At 61.5% G+C, this 15933-nt stretch carries 23 protein-coding genes and 1 tRNA gene; 9 read left to right on the top strand and 15 right to left on the bottom strand.

The window, feature by feature from the left end; all coding sequences use genetic code 11:
• Nucleotides 1-539: 539 nt before the first annotated feature.
• Genes ABIE49_RS05440 through ABIE49_RS05430 form a run of 3 tightly spaced genes read right to left on the bottom strand, consistent with a single transcriptional unit; the run spans nt 540 to nt 1841 of the window.
• A complete protein-coding gene (locus tag ABIE49_RS05440; protein WP_192733921.1) occupies nt 540-899 on the bottom strand; it encodes a hypothetical protein in 360 nt (119 codons plus the stop codon).
• Nucleotides 896-1492 (bottom strand): hypothetical protein, encoded by a 597-nt coding sequence (locus tag ABIE49_RS05435; protein WP_192733920.1) that lies wholly within the window; start codon nt 1490-1492, stop codon nt 896-898. The genes ABIE49_RS05440 and ABIE49_RS05435 overlap by 4 nt, the downstream gene beginning before the upstream one ends.
• On the bottom strand, nt 1482-1841 hold the full coding sequence (locus ABIE49_RS05430; protein ID WP_210337080.1) for a P27 family phage terminase small subunit: 360 nt from the start codon (nt 1839-1841) through the stop codon (nt 1482-1484). Before ABIE49_RS05430 ends, ABIE49_RS05435 begins: the two co-directional genes overlap by 11 nt.
• Nucleotides 1842-2054: 213 nt before the next feature.
• Here ABIE49_RS05430 and ABIE49_RS05425 point away from each other — a divergent pair, with 213 nt between their 5' ends.
• Nucleotides 2055-2252, top strand: a complete 198-nt coding sequence (locus tag ABIE49_RS05425; protein WP_192733919.1) for a hypothetical protein — start codon at nt 2055-2057, stop codon at nt 2250-2252.
• A 139-nt stretch (nt 2253-2391) separates the two neighbouring features.
• Here the strand turns inward: ABIE49_RS05425 and ABIE49_RS05420 are convergent, their stop codons facing one another.
• The 6 genes from ABIE49_RS05420 to ABIE49_RS05395 all read right to left on the bottom strand — a co-directional run bounded on the left by ABIE49_RS05420 (nt 2392) and on the right by ABIE49_RS05395 (nt 5766).
• Nucleotides 2392-2670: a hypothetical protein gene (locus tag ABIE49_RS05420; protein ID WP_192733918.1), complete on the bottom strand. Its 279-nt coding sequence runs from the start codon at nt 2668-2670 to the stop codon at nt 2392-2394.
• A 170-nt stretch (nt 2671-2840) separates the two neighbouring features.
• Nucleotides 2841-3182 carry a hypothetical protein gene (locus tag ABIE49_RS05415; protein WP_192733917.1) on the bottom strand — a complete coding sequence of 114 codons (342 nt, stop codon included), beginning with the start codon at nt 3180-3182 and terminating at the stop codon, nt 2841-2843.
• Nucleotides 3179-3349 carry a hypothetical protein gene (locus ABIE49_RS05410; protein WP_192733916.1) on the bottom strand — a complete coding sequence of 57 codons (171 nt, stop codon included), beginning with the start codon at nt 3347-3349 and terminating at the stop codon, nt 3179-3181. The genes ABIE49_RS05415 and ABIE49_RS05410 overlap by 4 nt, the downstream gene beginning before the upstream one ends.
• Before the next feature lie 214 nt (nt 3350-3563).
• Nucleotides 3564-3770, bottom strand: a complete 207-nt coding sequence (locus ABIE49_RS05405; protein WP_192733915.1) for a hypothetical protein — start codon at nt 3768-3770, stop codon at nt 3564-3566.
• An 83-nt stretch (nt 3771-3853) separates the two neighbouring features.
• The gene (locus tag ABIE49_RS05400) at nt 3854-4441 is read right to left on the bottom strand and encodes a hypothetical protein (protein ID WP_192733914.1); all 588 of its coding nucleotides are present in this window, start codon (nt 4439-4441) and stop codon (nt 3854-3856) included.
• Nucleotides 4438-5766: a tyrosine-type recombinase/integrase gene (locus tag ABIE49_RS05395; RefSeq protein ID WP_192733913.1), complete on the bottom strand. Its 1329-nt coding sequence runs from the start codon at nt 5764-5766 to the stop codon at nt 4438-4440. The genes ABIE49_RS05400 and ABIE49_RS05395 overlap by 4 nt, the downstream gene beginning before the upstream one ends.
• Nucleotides 5767-6084: 318 nt before the next feature.
• Here ABIE49_RS05395 and ABIE49_RS05390 point away from each other — a divergent pair, with 318 nt between their 5' ends.
• On the top strand, nt 6085-6237 hold the full coding sequence (locus tag ABIE49_RS05390) for a DUF5989 family protein (RefSeq protein WP_212038526.1): 153 nt from the start codon (nt 6085-6087) through the stop codon (nt 6235-6237).
• A gap of 178 nt (nt 6238-6415) precedes the next feature.
• On the opposite strand, the gene ABIE49_RS05385 is transcribed toward ABIE49_RS05390, so the two are convergent.
• Nucleotides 6416-6811, bottom strand: coding sequence for a YciI family protein (locus ABIE49_RS05385; RefSeq protein ID WP_192733912.1), 396 nt, complete (start codon nt 6809-6811; stop codon nt 6416-6418).
• A gap of 346 nt (nt 6812-7157) precedes the next feature.
• Here ABIE49_RS05385 and ABIE49_RS05380 point away from each other — a divergent pair, with 346 nt between their 5' ends.
• From ABIE49_RS05380 to ABIE49_RS05365, 4 genes are all read left to right on the top strand, one after another.
• Nucleotides 7158-7358 carry a hypothetical protein gene (locus ABIE49_RS05380; RefSeq protein WP_210337079.1) on the top strand — a complete coding sequence of 67 codons (201 nt, stop codon included), beginning with the start codon at nt 7158-7160 and terminating at the stop codon, nt 7356-7358.
• Between the two features lie 28 nt (nt 7359-7386).
• The gene (locus ABIE49_RS05375) at nt 7387-7608 is read left to right on the top strand and encodes a hypothetical protein (protein ID WP_192733911.1); all 222 of its coding nucleotides are present in this window, start codon (nt 7387-7389) and stop codon (nt 7606-7608) included.
• A 152-nt stretch (nt 7609-7760) separates the two neighbouring features.
• Nucleotides 7761-8111, top strand: coding sequence for an SH3 domain-containing protein (locus tag ABIE49_RS05370; RefSeq protein WP_354066604.1), 351 nt, complete (start codon nt 7761-7763; stop codon nt 8109-8111).
• 433 nt (nt 8112-8544) lie between these two features.
• Nucleotides 8545-8618, top strand: a tRNA-Gly gene (locus tag ABIE49_RS05365).
• Between the two features lie 342 nt (nt 8619-8960).
• Here the strand turns inward: ABIE49_RS05365 and ABIE49_RS05360 are convergent.
• Genes ABIE49_RS05360 through ABIE49_RS05345 form a run of 4 tightly spaced genes read right to left on the bottom strand, consistent with a single transcriptional unit; the run spans nt 8961 to nt 11590 of the window.
• Nucleotides 8961-10187 carry an MFS transporter gene (locus ABIE49_RS05360; protein WP_192733909.1) on the bottom strand — a complete coding sequence of 409 codons (1227 nt, stop codon included), beginning with the start codon at nt 10185-10187 and terminating at the stop codon, nt 8961-8963.
• Nucleotides 10184-10513, bottom strand: a complete 330-nt coding sequence (locus tag ABIE49_RS05355; RefSeq protein WP_192733908.1) for a hypothetical protein — start codon at nt 10511-10513, stop codon at nt 10184-10186. The genes ABIE49_RS05360 and ABIE49_RS05355 overlap by 4 nt, the downstream gene beginning before the upstream one ends.
• Before the next feature lies 1 nt (nt 10514).
• Nucleotides 10515-11078, bottom strand: coding sequence for an isochorismatase family protein (locus ABIE49_RS05350; RefSeq protein ID WP_192733907.1), 564 nt, complete (start codon nt 11076-11078; stop codon nt 10515-10517).
• A gap of 59 nt (nt 11079-11137) precedes the next feature.
• Nucleotides 11138-11590, bottom strand: coding sequence for a MarR family winged helix-turn-helix transcriptional regulator (locus tag ABIE49_RS05345; RefSeq protein ID WP_192733906.1), 453 nt, complete (start codon nt 11588-11590; stop codon nt 11138-11140).
• Nucleotides 11591-12321: 731 nt separating this feature from the next.
• Here ABIE49_RS05345 and ABIE49_RS05340 point away from each other — a divergent pair.
• The 3 genes from ABIE49_RS05340 to ABIE49_RS05330 all read left to right on the top strand — a co-directional run bounded on the left by ABIE49_RS05340 (nt 12322) and on the right by ABIE49_RS05330 (nt 14430).
• Nucleotides 12322-12741, top strand: a complete 420-nt coding sequence (locus ABIE49_RS05340) for a DUF1801 domain-containing protein (protein WP_192733905.1) — start codon at nt 12322-12324, stop codon at nt 12739-12741.
• Entirely contained in the window at nt 12741-13118 is a 378-nt protein-coding gene (locus ABIE49_RS05335) for a YbaN family protein (RefSeq protein ID WP_192733904.1), read from the top strand. Before ABIE49_RS05340 ends, ABIE49_RS05335 begins: the two co-directional genes overlap by 1 nt.
• 118 nt (nt 13119-13236) lie before the next feature.
• The gene (locus tag ABIE49_RS05330) at nt 13237-14430 is read left to right on the top strand and encodes a M20/M25/M40 family metallo-hydrolase (protein WP_192733903.1); all 1194 of its coding nucleotides are present in this window, start codon (nt 13237-13239) and stop codon (nt 14428-14430) included.
• A gap of 410 nt (nt 14431-14840) precedes the next feature.
• On the opposite strand, the gene ABIE49_RS05320 is transcribed toward ABIE49_RS05330, so the two are convergent.
• On the bottom strand, nt 14841-15821 hold the full coding sequence (locus ABIE49_RS05320; protein WP_192733902.1) for a LysR family transcriptional regulator: 981 nt from the start codon (nt 15819-15821) through the stop codon (nt 14841-14843).
• Nucleotides 15822-15933: the final 112 nt, after the last annotated feature.

The raw sequence follows: 15933 nt of genomic DNA, 5'->3' as shown, positions 1-15933 counted from the left end.
CCTCCGCTTGAGCGCCAGCTTCACCATAGCGAAACAGGGGACGCCAGCGCTTGCCCCGATGACTTTGCGCGGGTCGCGCGCCTCAACTCAGGCGGCCCTTTACTTCTCTTTTTCTTCCGCTTGCTCATTTTCTAAGTCATCAATCAGCTTCCCGATGCGCTCTTCAGCGCTCATGCGCGTTGCAATAGACGCATTCTCCTCTCACCCACAGAAATTGGAAAGAGGTGTGGCGGACTTAGCCGCCACAAGCCAATATCAGGCCTCAATAGTACGAATAACCGTACGATTCATAGCAGACGTTCACGTACTGATAACCGTCCCAAACCACGCAGCTATGGTAGCCCGAGTAGCCATACGGATAACCCCATGCGCCGGCAGCGACGATGCCGGCTGCAACCGGCCCACCCCATCCTCCCCAACCCCAGCGACCCCAACCCGGACGGTAGCCGGCCCACCTGCCGCCCCACCCGGGACGGCCCGCGACACCCCACCCAGGGCGGCCTGCGATCGGACCTGCCGCTGTAATAAGGCCCATACCGTCAGCTACCTCGCTCGGCCTTGCTGGCCTTGCAGAGCGCCACGTACAGCTCAAACGCTTCCGGGCGACCGTACCGCTCTTTCTGCCAGCGCTCCGCTGCGCAGCATCCGGCCGGATATGGGCATGTCGCGTTTGGATCTTCAAACGCCGGCCATTCCCATAGCCTCAGCTTGAGCTCATCCCACAAGGTGCTGTGCAGGTCCCACCACTGTTCGCAGCCAGAACACTGCGTGTGCACCCAGTATTTTCCGGCCCAATCCCTGGGCACACACGCGCATTCGATGGCTCGCATCTTCTCGAAAGTTGAGATGGCAAGCGGCGTAATCTCGAAGTTACGATCTTTCGCCTTGCGTTTTTTCACTGGCACAATGGTTCTCCGCTTTCCAGCGCTACTGGCTCGAAGTCGTCGGCCGTTAACCGCCTGCGTTCGGCGGGTGACAGCAATCCGTGACGATCCAGATAGGCAGCCTCGCTTTCGAACTTGGGCGGATCGCTCCAGTCTATCGGCGTGCCTAGATTGAATTTGTCGGCCCCGACCCACGGCCAATCCGTCGGTATCCCTCGCCAGAAGCGGGGCGCATAAGCCGAGGTTTGGTAGAGTGGTTGACTTGAGCCTCCGAGTTGGCGCCGTGGCTCCTCAAGTTTATCCGGCCATTCGCTCGTCAGTCCTAGGGCCTCGGGTGCAGAGCGAGGCGCGTCGAAACGCCACCAAAGATTAGGCCGCGTGCCGGGATGGTCAGCAATCCACGCAGCAAGTACCTCCTCGCGATAGGCCTCCCAAAGCGCACTGTTGGACGGGTATTCGTCATCCATCGCGCAATCGCGCCGCAGTTGGAAAGCCTCAAAGCCCTCCGTTCCATGCGGCAACGGCTCGTCATGCAGGAAAGCCCGCTGAGCCTCGGTCAGTTCAAAAATCGTTTTATTCCGCTTCGACTTTCTACGTTTAACCGGCATAGCCAGACCCCCTGCGGTTCGATCGAAGTGCAGGCGGCCCCGTGCGCGCGTCGCCCGGTGGCTCAGTGTCGAGGTCCAGTTCTCGCAGAAGACGCGCGAATGAAACCTCGGCGTCCCGGCGAATGCTCACGGCAGGATGCGGACGCAGGCCACCCTCGCGGCCGGCAATGACCAGCCCGTCACGGGCGAGGATCGATTGTGCGTCCACAGCGCGGTCCCAGGCCTCTGCCGCTGCCTGGAGCAAGCGGAGATGGTGCGGCTCAAGCCTGTACTCGCGCACAACGGACCGCCACCACGCTCGGGTGGGGTCGGCAAGGTGTGCGGGTGCCTTTGGGGTTGTTTGCTTCATGGTTATCTCCGTTTAGGGGTGAGTTTTTGAACGGGGGCAGCGGTTGGCAAAGGTTACTGGCAACGCGGTTTTCAGAAGGGGCGCGAAAACCTTTCCTTTGGTCCCCCCTGCCTCTCGTGTGGGATCGGCCGGCGCCCCTTTGTGATCCCCATCACAGTCAACTCGGCTTCGGACCCGCTAAGCCTGAGTTCACGGGAAACAGGGAGACGGGAAATGACCTCGAACAACGAACTCAGCTTTGCGCAGCTCGACACCGTCAGCGGCGGTTGGTTCAGCATTGGCCATCTGCCGATGCGGTCGTCGGCGACGAAATCTTCCTCGTCTACGCCAGAGGGCCCGGCTTCTAAGGATGGTTCGACCGTCAAGTCGTATCCGAGCGCTTCATTCGATCCCGTCACGATCAGGTTCTGATCACTCAAGGCGCACAGCAGAGCAGCTACCCACTGGCAAGCTGTAGAGTGCTTCTGTAGTGGCACTGTGCTGGTCGATAATTGGCGCTGACAGTCCCAGCCCAAGCGCATTCACGTTGCTTGATTGCAACACAGTCCCACTACAGGACCCGTATAGGTTCTGTGGTGGGACTGTTGGTTACTGTGGTGGGACTGTTGAATGATTTTGCCGGTATCCATTTCATGAACTCCTTGGTGGCCATCACGCCTGTTTTGGTGTCGTCGGGAAACTCGGTCAGCAGCCACTCGGTGGCGACACGACCCTTCATGTTGAAGCCGCTCCGCTTCCCCACTTTGATGAAACCCAGCGCTTCCAAGAGTTGGAAACAGCGGCATGCCGTGCTGTGGCCGATGCGAAGCTCCTTGGCGGCTTCGCGCACGCTGTAGGGTATCTTGCCGTTGTTTGAGTTCGGGCCTCTGTAGCGCCTCGCCAGCTCGACGTAGAGGCATCGGGAATTAGGGTCCAACCTCTGCCAAGCGGGACACGCGAGCATATACTCGCGCAGCGTGACGTAACGTCCCGCCGGCATCTCCCGTTTGTCCCGCCCTCTCATCGAGGGCCCCCAATACTGCCAATGCCGAGAGCATCGGTAAGGTTGTCGATGAAGGTGCCGATGTTATCGCGCGATATGACAATCATCTGGTCTTCGTCAGGCCAGCGCGCCTGTGTGATGATGGCGTCGCCGTCGTCGTCGAAGGAGATCTCGATCTTGTCCTGCGCCGCACACAACACCGTTCCGTTACTCAAGGTAACGGGTGGCGTTATGGTCAGAGCGTTACGCTGCGTTACGGTCGCGTTACGCTGCCTGTAACGGCGCTGGCGTTCCGCATTGGTGGAAGCCTTTCCGGTGGTAGTCCGGTGGATTTCCACTTCGCTGGTGGTGTCTGTCATCGCGCCACCGCGTATGCCAGCTGTGCAATGGTTGCGGCGGTGGCGAATGTGACGGCGTACAGACGAGAGATCCTGCGCACTTGTAGAATTGCCGCCGGTTCGTTATCAGTGTCATCCTGCACGATGATGGATCGGTCGCCCTGGCAGGCGCCCTTTTCGTTTTTCAACGCTCAGCCTCCTGGAATGATGTACCCCGCACAACGGCCTCGGCCTCTGCGCGTGAGCTGAATGTCCCCAAGGGCCTGCCCGCGCAGTTGTAAGCGCTGGCCTGACTGGCATCGCCGTGCACGACCAAGTGCCCGATTTCGAAATCGTCCGCGATTATGGGAACCGTGTATGCGAAGACGGCGCCGAGGTCGGCGAGGCTGCGGAGAGTTGGCATCAAGCAACTTCCCGGCGGCTCGTGTTTTCGCGATCCCAAGCAGTGAGCCGGTCCTCGTCGTCGTACTTCCGTCCGTTGATGATTGTGGGCGCGGGAAAGTTCAGTTCCGGGTCGCGCTCCCAACGGGAAATAGTGCGATCGCATACCCCGTAGCGCTCGCAGGTTTTGCGGCGGGGCAACTTACGGCCGGTGGTTTGGTTGGTCATATCCGCTCCTGTCAGGAAGTTTGCGGATATGACTAATAGTCAGTTCGTCGAGAGATGTCGCAAATATGCCAGGACAAACCCGGTTAGCCTGCGACCGGTTTTGTCCGACGGCCGCCGAATGAATCGGAAACGATTTTCGATGCGCTGCTGGGCTTCTCACCAGAGTGTTCGAGCAAAATTGCCGTCACCGTAGTGAGTATCCCGCCGGCCTTTACATCGACGGGCATCCCAGATTTTTCAATGATTGCGGCAAGTTCTCGGACAAGCACGGTATGAGCCGAAACTGGCCGTCCGCGTGGGATCATTTCCTCCGCCGTTCCAACTGTCTCCTCAAATACAGCGAGCATTGTCTCGATCTGGTCGATCTCGTCGTGGCGATCGAGACTGGCAGCGGCCTCCCAAACCGTGTGTCTAAGGGGCCCGAGATCGGAAAAGGCTTTGGATAATTCGGTAGCGCGCCGCCGCAGATCACTAAGTTGCTTCCGGGCGTCTTTGGGTGAGGGATGATCAGAGCGGCCATCACGAGAAATAATGTAAAACGAATAAGCCCTCTCAACCTTTTTGAGGTCTAAGTTGGGAAACCTCCTTGTAATTTCTTCGCGCGCATTTGCGGGCAGAGGCTGAAGGAATCCTGCCGTTGGCAGTACAAAACCGGTGACCGGCATCTTCATCCACCCCGCAGATTGATCACGTTGTGGTCCGGGTGACCGGCGACAATATCCGCAACAAATGCAGACCACCGGTGGAGGGCGTTGCGCTTTTCCGTCGCGTATGAGTGCCGCTGATACACACCTACTACGCCGCGGAAACTGCCACTCGAATGATTGAGCACCTTTTCAATGACAGGCAACTGAATGCCTAGGCGTGCCATGCCGCTCGCCATAGTCCGGCGGAGATCATGAAACGTCCAGTGCTCTGGCGGTTTTGCCCCCGCCTGCAAAGATGCCTCTACGCCTGCGTCCAGGCGATCCTTGGCGCGGGAGAAGCCAGACACTGCTGCGTCGCGGGTGGTTGTGAATACGAAGCCCTTTGTCGTGTTTATGCGGGGCAGGGCTTTCAAGATTTCGACTGCGGTATCAGAAAGCGGCACTTCGTGGCGCTCGCCATTCTTCACACGCTCCGCCGGCAGCGTCCAAAGCTTGCTTTCGAAGTCGATCTCATCCCAGCGCATGCCGCCTACCTCGGCCAAGCGCTGTCCAGTTAAGATCAGCATTTTGACGAGTGGTCCGAAGGGGGACACATCGGTGCCGCTGGCGTTCCAGACGAGTCGCAATTCGTCGTCGCTCAAGATGCGATCGCGGCTGCGCTCCGGGGCAGGGGGTTCGATCAGTGTGCAGGGTGAAACCTGGATCACATCCCTCGCCAGACACCAGTTGAACAGCTTTCGAACAGCCGCCAGATTCCGGTTTGCCATCACCGGGGCGCGGTCCCGGACAGTATCAAGGAAGGTAATGACGTCCCGCTTGGTGATCTCCTGCACCTTGCGGCCAGCCCAGTGATTGATGACGGTCAGGGGCTTGCCGTCCTGTCGCTCAACAACGAGCAATTTCTCCGGATTTTCTGGATCGGGCTTGAGGCCGAGAATCCGGGCGGTCTCCCGCCACGACGATTCCCGGGTGTTCTTCATGGCGTGTCGCTCAATGAACTCGCGGGCAACGTTCTCGAATAGATCACGCTTGCCGCGCTCCTCCTCAGCCTTCGCCAGTTTCTCCGCACCTTTACGCGCTTGCTTTTCGGTGGCGGGGTCCCGGCCCTCAGCGGCGGCCCGTAGGGCCTTGCCGCCGATATCGCGGGCCGCCTCAAGGGTGATCGCCGGGAACGCACCCAAGGTCAGCTTGCGCGGCTGGCCGGCGTATCGGTAACGGACGGCGAATGACTTGGCCCCTGAGGGCTGCACCACGAGATAGAGGCCAACCAACAACCCGTCGGGGACTTCCTGGCGCGTGGACTTTGCCTCCGCGGTCTCAATGCGCTTAACTGTGAGAGCTTTTGTCATAATCAGACTGCCGCCCGGGTAACAGCGGGGTAACGCTTGCCGCCTGTCTGCGAATGTTACCCCGTGTCGGCGACAATGCCGGACAAATAGCAGAAATGCAATGGTTATTGAGCGATTTCGCTGAAAGGTGTCCTGATTTGTCGGGGGCTGTCATGATATCGGGCCTGACTGTAAATCAGCCGTCTTATGACTTCGAAGGTTCGAGTCCTTCTTCCCCCACCATCCTTCGCTCGCTCCGCGAGCTACGGCTCGGCAAGCCCCATCGTAGCGAAGGCTGCCGCGCCGAAGCCCGGTGAATCACACATTCTGGGTTCGGATATGCTCTCGTTTCTGGCCGAATTCTGGATGTTTCTGCGGGTGCGGAAGAAGTTTTGGCTGCTGCCGATCTTCATCATGATGCTGCTGTTCGGGTCGCTGCTCGTCTTGTCGAAAGGCTCTGCGGTCGCGCCTTTTATTTACGCGATTTTCTAGAGAACTCTTGAGCCCTTCTCGCTGCTGCTCTGGCTCCTTGATTTCCTCGGCTTGCTCAAGCTCGCGAGCGCCGTTCTGGAGCTGATCGGGGCGGTGATTTCCGGCGTGGTAAAGCTTGCCAGCTATTGATGCGCCGGTTGACCGGACCGGCAAATCTCCAACCCTGAGCGTCGTAGCCCTAGCTGGTAACGCCCGGCGTCTCCGTGGTTGGGAGCGGCTCGCCGGGAAGATAGAGGGCGATCGGGCGGATCTCGTAGACCGCGGTCGGATTGACCTTGCGCAGGTCGCGGGCCACCGCGATCGCGGCGTCGTCATCGGCGCAGTCCACGACATAAAGCCCCAGCAACTGCTCCTTGGTTTCGGCAAACGGCCCGTCGATCACGACCCCCGCGCCCGGTCCTCGCAAGGTGCGGGCCTTGCCCGTCGCCCCCAGCCGGGCCGACGGCCCCAGCAGCTTTTTTTCGTTCAGCCGGTCGTGAACGCGAAGCAGGTCGGTCATCAGGGCGGCATCCTCTTCCGGCGTCCAGGACATCACCTCGGCTTCCACGTGGTAGGCCAGAATGGCGTAAAGCATCGATATCTCCTTGGCCAAAGCGTTTTCGAGCGAAGAATGCCCTCGGACTTGATCCGGGGGTGGACCCGGTTCGCAGCAATCAAGTTTGCGCAGATTGCGTAGACTTATCTGCGGTAGAAAACGCGTCAAAACAAAAATAGGACGGGACTGGCCCGCCTGTAAGGACGTTTGGCAAAGGCCTATCCCGACAAGTCCGTTTCAACAAAGTGTCAAACGGTCGCCGGGTGAGGCACGTCACGAAACATTCCGGAAACACGATATAGGGGTTCGGTGCTTGAACGCGCGGTGGCAAGTTAACGACTGATGAACAGAACGCAGCAACTGCGCATCATCCACGGAGACGGTCATGCAACGCAAGCCAGCCTCGATCATCAGTGACGCCACCCGGTCCCACGCGGCGTCGCCGGCATCGACGCAGCCCGGCGATTGGCACGATGTCTCCGGCCACCACCGCTATTACGGCAGCTCGGCCACCAATGGCGGCGAGAACATTGTCGAAAGCCGCCGCGGGGCACGTCCGCGATCGGTCAATCTCTGCGGCTTCTGACCGGCCTTCAGTCCCGAGACCACCCCCAATGACCGACGTCACCCTAGGCACGCTCTTCATCCTGTTCCTGCCGTTTCTGTTGTCGCTGTTCGGGCAGGGCGGAATGGCGAAGATGCTCACGCTGGCGACGAGCATTCTGGCGCTGCTGCTCAGCGTCGAGGAATACGGCGCGGTGCTTCCCTGGATCACCGGCATGGCGATCGCCCTGGTTTCGGTGTGGGAAAGAATCCGGCAGCGCCGGATGGCGTGAGTGGTCGGCTCGGAAGCTTCTGGACCTCTGACTCGAACAGCCTTGCCCCTATTGCTCTCGTCCCGGGCTTGCGGAACAATGCCGCCAGCGATGGAGGAAGAGATGGGAGCAGCGTTCGCCGTAGCGCTAAACGTGCCGTGCTGAAGACCGTCTTGCTTGGCACGCTTGTGAGCGCCTGCTGTGTTGCGGCGGCCTTTGCACAATCCGGCAATGCCGGCGGCACCATTGGCAATGATGAAAAGGCGCTCTCCGGCACCAGGCAGCAATTGCCGTCGGCGGCACCGGACCAGGACCGCAATTCATGCGTCGTCGCTGATCCGACCGGAACGCCGCTCAACATCCGGACATCACCGAACGGAAAAATCGTCGGCAAGATCGCCAACGGCGAGCGCATCCGGATTTCCGACCAGACAACCGAAGACGGAAAGCAGTGGGCCTACATTTCGAACGCCGCTTCCCGGCCGATGGGGTGGGTGTTTCGAAAATTCCTCGTGTGCAGATGAGCTTTGTTTTCTGATCGGGAGTTGCGGCGCGAGCCCCGAGGGCTATCTCTCGTCCACAAACTCTCTTCTACAAACAAAAAGGCGCGGCAGGATTGCTCCCGCCGCGCCCCAACTATTGAACTCGCTGGTCCAGGGCTGAGAGCGCCCCGTTGCCAAGCCTCTAAGGCGAGAGCCTAGCGGGCGATCCCAGCGAGGTGACAGCGCTTGGTAAGAGACACTGGATCACCTCCTTTCGTTGTTTGTGGAGATAAGAGTATAGGCAGCGAATCTGTCGCTGTTAAGGGGGCTGGGCGGTGCGGATTCCGGCCGGAACCGGGCCGATTCGTGAGGCGACCGGGTCGCGTTTGGCGGTTTCCCGACGGTTTCCTTGCGGGTCCCCACGGTTCCTGGGGTGGTTGAGGCCGCCCGCACGGCGTGTTAGGTGATCGCCAACGCGGGTGTAGCTCAATGGTAGAGCAGCAGCCTTCCAAGCTGAATACGAGGGTTCGATTCCCTTCACCCGCTCCAGCCTCTTCATAGACTTAGCGAGAGGGTCGGATTTCATTCTGACAAATGGGCTGCTTTACACGTTCTGATGCTCGCTTTCCGACCGACTGTTTCGCGTCCGCTTGATACGCTGTCGTATTCCCCGCACTGCTCCAGACCGACTCAGGTGCGAGCTCATCAAGACCGAATATCTTGATTTGGAGAAGAGGTACTGAACGCGCGTGCGGAAATCGGCGACGATGGCGTAAATATAGGACAGTCGAATACAACGCTTGCGAAGAGACGATCAGTCGGCGGTAGCGTTCTGCGACGGTGCCTCTTGCAAGGCCGCTGGTCGAGATGTTCGCGCGCTACGTCGGAAGGTCAGAGCGAATGTCGCGGCCCCGGGCGAGCCAAGACGTAAACGGCGACGAGGGCTGCAGCAAAGCCTGAAGCCGCGCCGATGCCGAGCGCCCAGCGCGGCCCGCAATGATCGGCCACCCATCCAACGATCGGTGCTCCGATCGGCGTGCCTCCGAGCGCGGTCCCGACGCGCAGCGCCATCACCCGCCCGCGCATCGCCGGCTCGGTCGAGAGCTGCATCAGGCTGTTCGTGGTGTTGGTGAACGTCAGGGCGGCCACCCCGATGATGACGAGCGCGCCGGCGAAGAACCAGTAGCTCGGCGCAATGGCGGCCAGCATGCAGCCGAGCCCGAAGACCGCGGCGCCGACCAGCAGCAAGCCGAACCGGGGCGTGTCCCGGCCGGCGCCCAACAGCGCGCCCGCCACCGTGCCGATCGCCATGATCGACGACAGCAGGCCATATCCGCGGGCGTCGGCATGAAAGACACTGACCGCGATGGTCGAGATGAAAATCGGGAAATTGAGGCCGAAGGTCCCGATCAGGAACAGCATGGCCAGAATAGCCTTGAGGTCCGGGCGCCCCCACACGTAACGGACCCCTTCGGTGAAGCTGCCTCTGGCCCGGTGCGCCCTGGCACTCGGACGAAGCTCGACGACGCGCAGGAACGCGAGGGAGATCAGCACCGCGACGAAGGAGGCGCCGTTGATCAAAAAGGCCCAGCCGGTGCCGATCGCGGCGATGACCACACCCGAGACGGCCGGGCCGATCATCCGCGCGGCGTTGAACGAGGTGGAGTTGAGCGCTACCGCGTTGTGCAAGTCTTCATCCCCGACCAGTTCGGCGACGAAGGTCTGGCGCACCGGCGCATCGAACGCTGCGGCACTGCCGAACAGGAAGGCGAAGATGTACACGTGCCAGAGCTGGACGAGGCCGGCGACGGTAAGCGCCCCCAGTGCCAGAGCGAGAGCGCCCATCGTCGCTTGTGTAGCGATCAGCAGCTTGCGCTGATTGAAATGGTCGGCGGCGAAGCCAGTCCATGGCAGCAGAAGGAGCTGCGGCCCGAACTGCAGCGCCATGACCAAGCCGACGGCCGACGCGTCGTGATGGGTGAGCTGGGTGAACACCAGCCAGTCCTGGGCCGTCCGCTGCACCCAGGTGCCGACATTGGAGACGAAGGCGCCGCCGACCCAGACCCGATAGTTGAAGCTTCGCAGAGACCGGAAGACACCCGCTAAGGGAGCCTTCATGGATGCTCCGGCTGATTGCCGCCGTGGAGGCGGCCAAAGTGCCGGGCGGAAAAAAGCGCAATCAGGAGCGCGCCAGCGGCGCATGCAAGGACGTCGCCTGTGTTCCTCAATCCAAAATCACCGACGCGGCAGACGAGGACATAGCCGACGACGATATTGAAAAAACCCCAGAGGACGTTGACGGTCGACGAAGAGAGCCCTTGGCCCGGCGGCTTGGCGAACGGGCTCTGAAACGGCCTGCCCATCATGCCGCTGACGACATGAGGGATCGCGTTCGCCAGGAATACGCCGCCGAAGAAGTAGGACAGGAGCGGAAGCCACGGCATTTCAGGCGCTCCTTCCGGACAGGAGATCGACGATCTCCTGGGTCGTCCCCGTCTCGCCGAGCCGCGGAAAGACGTTCCTGATGCTGTAGTGGTGAGCCTCGGGACGCACGTCGGTCATGGCGTCGAGGGCGAGGGTGACATTGAAACCCGCCTCATAGGCTTGGCGCGCCGTCGCCTCGACGCCGGTTCCCGTCGCAACGCCCGCGATCACCACCTGGGTGACGTCCCGCGCTTTCAACAGGGCTTCGAGATCCGTGCTGGCGAAGGCGCCCCAGGTCCGCTTCGTCACCACGATGTCCCTGGGTTGTTGATTCAGCTCCGGGGTGAGGTCGGTCCACCCTTCCGGACGGGGACTCGTTTGACGAGGCTGTTCCGTCCGGCCTGGCGCGCCGCCGGCGACGTTGACGAGCACCACCGGCAGGTCGCGCTCGCGGAAAGCGTCGGCGAGCGCCCGAGCCCGCTCGATGATGTCGCCGATCGGGTGGATAGCGGGAAGACCGATGATGCCCTTCTGCAGGTCGACGATGATCAGGGCGGTATTCGGATCGAGCGTGGCCAGCGCCATGGATTCTCCTCTCGAAATTCGGGATGGGTTCGATCGGGCGTGAGCCCCACGAACTTCCGTCAATCGTCGTCGAGCCGCTTGAGCAGCTCGACGGCCTCCGCAAGCTTGTCCTGTTCCTCCGGCGACAGACGCGCCTGGAGAGTGCGGGTCAGCCAGTCTTGGCGCGCCGCGCGCCCTTCCTCGACCCATTTGCGACAGGCGTCTGTGAGCGAGAGCAGGGTCTGTCGTCCGTCCGTCGGGTCTGGCGCGCCACTCACCAGGCCTGCGCTCTCCAGCGCGGCGACGACCGGGCCCATTGACTGCGGACGCATTCCCTCCGCCCGGGCAAGGCTCGACGCCGTGGCGGGACCGTCCTTCTCCAGGCGAAGCAGCGCCGACACCTGGGAAGGTGTCAGGTCGCCAACGTGCGCTTGCTCGCGCAGTCGGCGCTTCAGCTTGCCTATCAGGGTGCGGAGGTCCTGCGCCAAGTCTGAGGCGCGTATGGCTTGGGAATTATCCGGCTGATCGTTCATGTCAGCCTGTATAGCAGATATGAAGATTATCTGTAAAGATAAACTTATCAGTTTATCTGAATATATCACGGGCGGAGTCGAAGGCGCTGTCCCAAAATCGATGCGGGCGTGTGCAGAGCGTTCTCTAGAAGCCGGTTGCGATTCGATTGAATCGCATCCGGCTCTCGATGCCTTGAAAACGCGCGCGATTTGCGAAAAACCGGCGTCCACTTTCTCGCCGCGCGCTCTAAGCGATCTGTCGGAAGGCGCTTGATCGTGCCGATGAGATCCGGGTAGCGGCCGGAATATCTGCAGCGTCGTGGCGCGTGCGGTCGCCGGATGCCTTGAATATCAGCGGATGCCGTAGCGTAGGATGGCGGGCGTGGAGGGATTCGAACTGATGATTGTTTCCAGCGCCTCAGGCTGCCAACCTTGGAATAGACCTCTCGACCAATCGCAAGAATCGGCTGTTGCATGTCCCCGATTTGAACCTACCTCCGCCCGAGCCAAATGTTCTGCGACCATGGGACTCGCAACCGCCATTCTGACAACGAGAAATTCTGTATTGATCTCAATGGGTCAAAAACACCGAAAATGTCAGAACGGCCGCTCACTACAGTATTTCGAGACTTCCAAGCTGAATACGAGGGTTCGATTCCCTTCACCCGCTCCAATCAAATTCTGTCCAGCCCGAAACATAGGTAGTGGTGCCGATCGAATCCCGCGGTCGGGTGGATGAACGTGGATCAGGCATGAAGAAGATGACACCTGCCGCCAGCCCCGAGGCGTATGTCGTCGCGCTCTCCGGCTGGCGCCGCGAGTGTGTTGAATCCCTACGGGCGGCGGTTCGCGCTGTTTCGGCCCTGGAAGAAGTCGTGAAATGGGGCCACCTCGTCTATCTGGCTAATGGACCGACGCTACTCATCCGCGCCGAGGAGGAGCGGGTGCTGTTCGGCTTCTGGAGAGGCCAGCGATTGAGTGACATCGAGCCTCGCCTCAAGAAGGCCGGCAAGTACGAGATGGCCACGCTGGAGCTGCGGGAAGGAATGTCCATCAAGCCATCGATCGTGCGTCGCCTGGCTCGGGAGGCCGTCGCACTCAACCAGACGCTCGGCAATCCAGTGGACGCTGCGAAGCCGGCTTCGAAGAAAGGCAACAGGCGGCAGCTCTGATGCGCATCGTCTATTTTTGCCTGGGCTGGGTGATGGTCGCGCTCGGCGTGATCGGCCTCGTGTTGCCGCTGATGCCGGGGGCGGTTTTCCTGATCGTGGCGGCGTGGTGCTTCGCGCGCTCCTCGCCCCGTTTCGAGGCCTGGCTGCTCGGGCATCCGACGCTGGGCAAACCGCTGCGTGACTGGCGCGCCGCCGGAGCCATCCCGCGCCCGGCCAAGATCATGGCCTGCGCGGGGATGACGTTCGGTTTCGCTGTCTTCTGCTATACTTTCGCGCCGTCAGTGCCGCTCGCCCTGGCCGTGGCGGCGGGTTTTTTGGCCTGCGCCGCCTATGTCGTATCGCGGCCGGCGGTGGCCCGGCAGGATACTTCGATCTAACGATCGCCGCCACGAGCACAAAGGCGGCCGCATGCCAGTCCTGATCCGGGCAGCCTTGTGCGGCCGGCCGTCTCGCACGATGCTCACGAGCACCGCAAGCCTCATCAGGAAACTCTCCATGCCCGTCGACGTCAAAACCGCCACCGACCGCCTCATGCGCTTCCTCGCCGTCGAGGGCGTGACCGGAAAGGAGGCCGCGATCGGACGCGAGCTCAGCGCGGCGCTGCAGGAAAGCGGCGTGCCGGCGAGCGCGATCCGCCTCGACGACGCCAACACCCGCATTCCCGTGCCGACGGAGACCGGCAATCTCATTGTCGATCTGCCCGGCCGTGGCGCAATGCATAACCAGCCGCGGATCATGTTCATGACCCACATGGACACCGTGCCGCTATGCGCCGGCGCCAAGCCAAAACTGGCGGGACGCAAGATCGTCAACGACGCGAAGACCGCGCTCGGCGGCGACAACCGCGCCGGCTGCGGCGTTCTCGTCACGCTGGCGGCCGAACTTGCAAAACAGAAGCTCGATCATCCGCCGATCACGCTGCTGTTCTGCGTCCGCGAGGAGAGCGGGCTCTATGGCGCGCGCCACGTCAAGACCGACGAACTCGGCTCGCCGGTCATGGCCTTCAACTACGACGGCGGCTCTGCCTCCAATGTCACGATCGGCGCCGTCGGCGCGGATCGCTGGCAGGTCGAGATTTTCGGCCGCGCCTCGCACGCCGGCGTCGCACCCGAGCGCGGGATCAGTTCGACCATGATCCTGGCGCTGGCGCTGGCCGACGTGAAGGCTGGCGGCTGGTTCGGCAAGGTGGTGAAGCGCAAGCTGCAGGGCACCAGTAATGTCGGCCCCGTCACCGGCGGCGAGGGAAGGCCGGCCGGCGACGCCACCAATGTCGTCACCGACTATGTCCATGTGCGCGGCGAAAGCCGCAGCCACGACAGCAAGTTCTTCAAGGAGATCACCAAAGCCTACAAGGCGGCGTTCGAGAAGGCCGCCAAGAACGTGAAGAACAGCGACGGCAAATCGGGCCGCGTCAAGTTCAAGGCCGAGACCGACTATTATCCGTTCCGCATGAAAGAGAGCCTGCCCGTGGTCAAGCGTGCGATCGAGGCCGTGTCCGGCATCGGCGCAACCCCGGCCATCCGCGCCGCCAATGGCGGGCTGGATGCCAACTGGATGGTCCGCCACGGCATTCCGACGGTGACCTTCGGCGCGGGTCAGAACGAGCCGCACACGATCGACGAATGGATCAATCTCGACGAATACGACAAGGCGTGCGCGCTCGCGGTGCAGCTCGCGACGATGCGGTGAACGTGGCCTGCCACCGCGGTTCAGTGAGGCACAAGACAACCTTGATGCAGCCGTCCTAAGCCGTATGGCCGGGATCAAAATCCGACGGGGTCTTCTTTCGGCGTTGCGGGACCATTACTGCGGGATCCGGCTGTCCCGGTCGGTACCCCTCGGGGTCCCAGTTGCTCGCGCTGAATGTCGTCCTCCGATTGCCTCGGCCGGCCGTCATCGACCTGCCGCCGAATTTTTATGCTCTCGTCGTAGATTTGCCGACTGGTTTTGGTTTCCGGCATGTGAGCACCCGTTTTTCAGTTAGCTCGCAACTGCGTGTCGTCGGAAGCCACTCATACTAATAACGTCCCCGGCAGAGATTTGTTTCTACTGACGGCCCGATGGACTACCGCGCTGACATAGAAAAACCGCCCACGACCTCAGCCAGGCTTAGCGGTTCTGGGCGCTTTCGCAGCACGCGTTCGCCGTCGGCCGTGGTCCGTTGCCGGCCAGCGCTTGTCGCTGACGGCAGCGCGTACGACCTCGACCACGGTGTTGCGCACCTCCAGGAAGGCCTTGGTCTGCGGCCGGTCCGCCAGCGCGATCAGCCCAAGCGAACGCGTCAGCGGCGGATCGATGATGCGCCGCGCGTAATACTTCTCCGCCGCGAGGTCGGAGAGGACGGTGGCACGGGACAGAATAGCGCATCCGAGGCCGGCCTCGAGCGCCATGCGCAGCGCCGGCAGTGAATCGACTTCGAGCGTTTCGCTTGGAATGACCTGATTGCGGAGAACCTGGGTCTGGATGATGGCGCGCGATGCCGGCATCGGCGTCAACCCAAGTACGCTTCGTTGCGGAATCGCGGAGAAGGCGATCGGACTGGTCGACCGGCCGATCAGGCCCGGATGTCCGACGAGGTAAAGATCTTCCTCCAGCAGCAACTCGACATCCAGACGGGCGTCCCGCGGCGGATTGTAGGCGAGCGCGAGATCGAGGGTGCCCGACAGGACGCGCTCGGTCAGCGCCGGTGACAGCGCCTCGACGATTGTCAGGTAGACGCCCGGAGCATTGGTTCGGACCGCCTTCATGAGATCGAGCGCGACCAGGGAGATCCCGGTATGGCTGAGGCCGAGGCAGACCGGACCGGCCGCTGCCTCGTTAAAGTTCCGGACATCCTCTTCCGCCTTGCCGAGCGCCGACAAGACGGCGCTGGCGTGCTCATAGAGCCGGCGTCCGGCTGCTGTCAGCGCGATGCCGCGCGGCCTTCGTTCGAGCAGTTTGACGCCGAGATCGTTTTCGAGCGCGGCGACGTGATGGCTGAGCGCCGACTGGGCGATGTTGAGCCTCTCCGCCGCCCTCGACAGCACGCCGGCGTCGGCAATGGCGATGAAGTATCTGATCTGCCGCAGTCCCAACGCCACCGAAGATCGCTCCTATCATCTGATTATTAGAACAGATTGATCATGATATTATATTTGTCAGATGTCTTGGGGCGCGACAAGCTCACAACCAACAAAAGATCACCCGGGGAGC

Origin of the sequence: Bradyrhizobium sp. OAE829 (assembly GCF_040546575.1) — a bacterium.
In the GTDB taxonomy this organism is placed as follows: Bacteria; Pseudomonadota; Alphaproteobacteria; order Rhizobiales; family Xanthobacteraceae; genus Bradyrhizobium.
Note: the sequence above shows the minus strand (reverse complement) of the source record. Positions and strands in the feature narration are given on the sequence as shown.

What these genes read in the sequence shown, in the direction of transcription:
- ABIE49_RS05400 (WP_192733914.1), bottom strand. Translation starts at nt 4,441, where the DNA reads ATGAAGATGCCGGTCACCGGTTTTGTACTGCCAACGGCAGGATTCCTT.
- ABIE49_RS05340 (WP_192733905.1), top strand. Translation starts at nt 12,322, where the DNA reads ATGAAGAAGATGACACCTGCCGCCAGCCCCGAGGCGTATGTCGTCGCG.
- ABIE49_RS05395 (WP_192733913.1), bottom strand. Translation starts at nt 5,766, where the DNA reads ATGACAAAAGCTCTCACAGTTAAGCGCATTGAGACCGCGGAGGCAAAG.
- ABIE49_RS05375 (WP_192733911.1), top strand. Translation starts at nt 7,387, where the DNA reads ATGACCGACGTCACCCTAGGCACGCTCTTCATCCTGTTCCTGCCGTTT.
- ABIE49_RS05405 (WP_192733915.1), bottom strand. Translation starts at nt 3,770, where the DNA reads ATGACCAACCAAACCACCGGCCGTAAGTTGCCCCGCCGCAAAACCTGC.
- ABIE49_RS05415 (WP_192733917.1), bottom strand. Translation starts at nt 3,182, where the DNA reads ATGACAGACACCACCAGCGAAGTGGAAATCCACCGGACTACCACCGGA.
- ABIE49_RS05330 (WP_192733903.1), top strand. Translation starts at nt 13,237, where the DNA reads ATGCCCGTCGACGTCAAAACCGCCACCGACCGCCTCATGCGCTTCCTC.
- ABIE49_RS05425 (WP_192733919.1), top strand. Translation starts at nt 2,055, where the DNA reads ATGACCTCGAACAACGAACTCAGCTTTGCGCAGCTCGACACCGTCAGC.
- ABIE49_RS05390 (WP_212038526.1), top strand. Translation starts at nt 6,085, where the DNA reads ATGCTCTCGTTTCTGGCCGAATTCTGGATGTTTCTGCGGGTGCGGAAG.
- ABIE49_RS05360 (WP_192733909.1), bottom strand. Translation starts at nt 10,187, where the DNA reads ATGAAGGCTCCCTTAGCGGGTGTCTTCCGGTCTCTGCGAAGCTTCAAC.
- ABIE49_RS05385 (WP_192733912.1), bottom strand. Translation starts at nt 6,811, where the DNA reads ATGCTTTACGCCATTCTGGCCTACCACGTGGAAGCCGAGGTGATGTCC.
- ABIE49_RS05345 (WP_192733906.1), bottom strand. Translation starts at nt 11,590, where the DNA reads ATGAACGATCAGCCGGATAATTCCCAAGCCATACGCGCCTCAGACTTG.
- ABIE49_RS05430 (WP_210337080.1), bottom strand. Translation starts at nt 1,841, where the DNA reads ATGAAGCAAACAACCCCAAAGGCACCCGCACACCTTGCCGACCCCACC.
- ABIE49_RS05350 (WP_192733907.1), bottom strand. Translation starts at nt 11,078, where the DNA reads ATGGCGCTGGCCACGCTCGATCCGAATACCGCCCTGATCATCGTCGAC.
- ABIE49_RS05355 (WP_192733908.1), bottom strand. Translation starts at nt 10,513, where the DNA reads ATGCCGTGGCTTCCGCTCCTGTCCTACTTCTTCGGCGGCGTATTCCTG.
- ABIE49_RS05435 (WP_192733920.1), bottom strand. Translation starts at nt 1,492, where the DNA reads ATGCCGGTTAAACGTAGAAAGTCGAAGCGGAATAAAACGATTTTTGAA.
- ABIE49_RS05335 (WP_192733904.1), top strand. Translation starts at nt 12,741, where the DNA reads ATGCGCATCGTCTATTTTTGCCTGGGCTGGGTGATGGTCGCGCTCGGC.
- ABIE49_RS05380 (WP_210337079.1), top strand. Translation starts at nt 7,158, where the DNA reads ATGCAACGCAAGCCAGCCTCGATCATCAGTGACGCCACCCGGTCCCAC.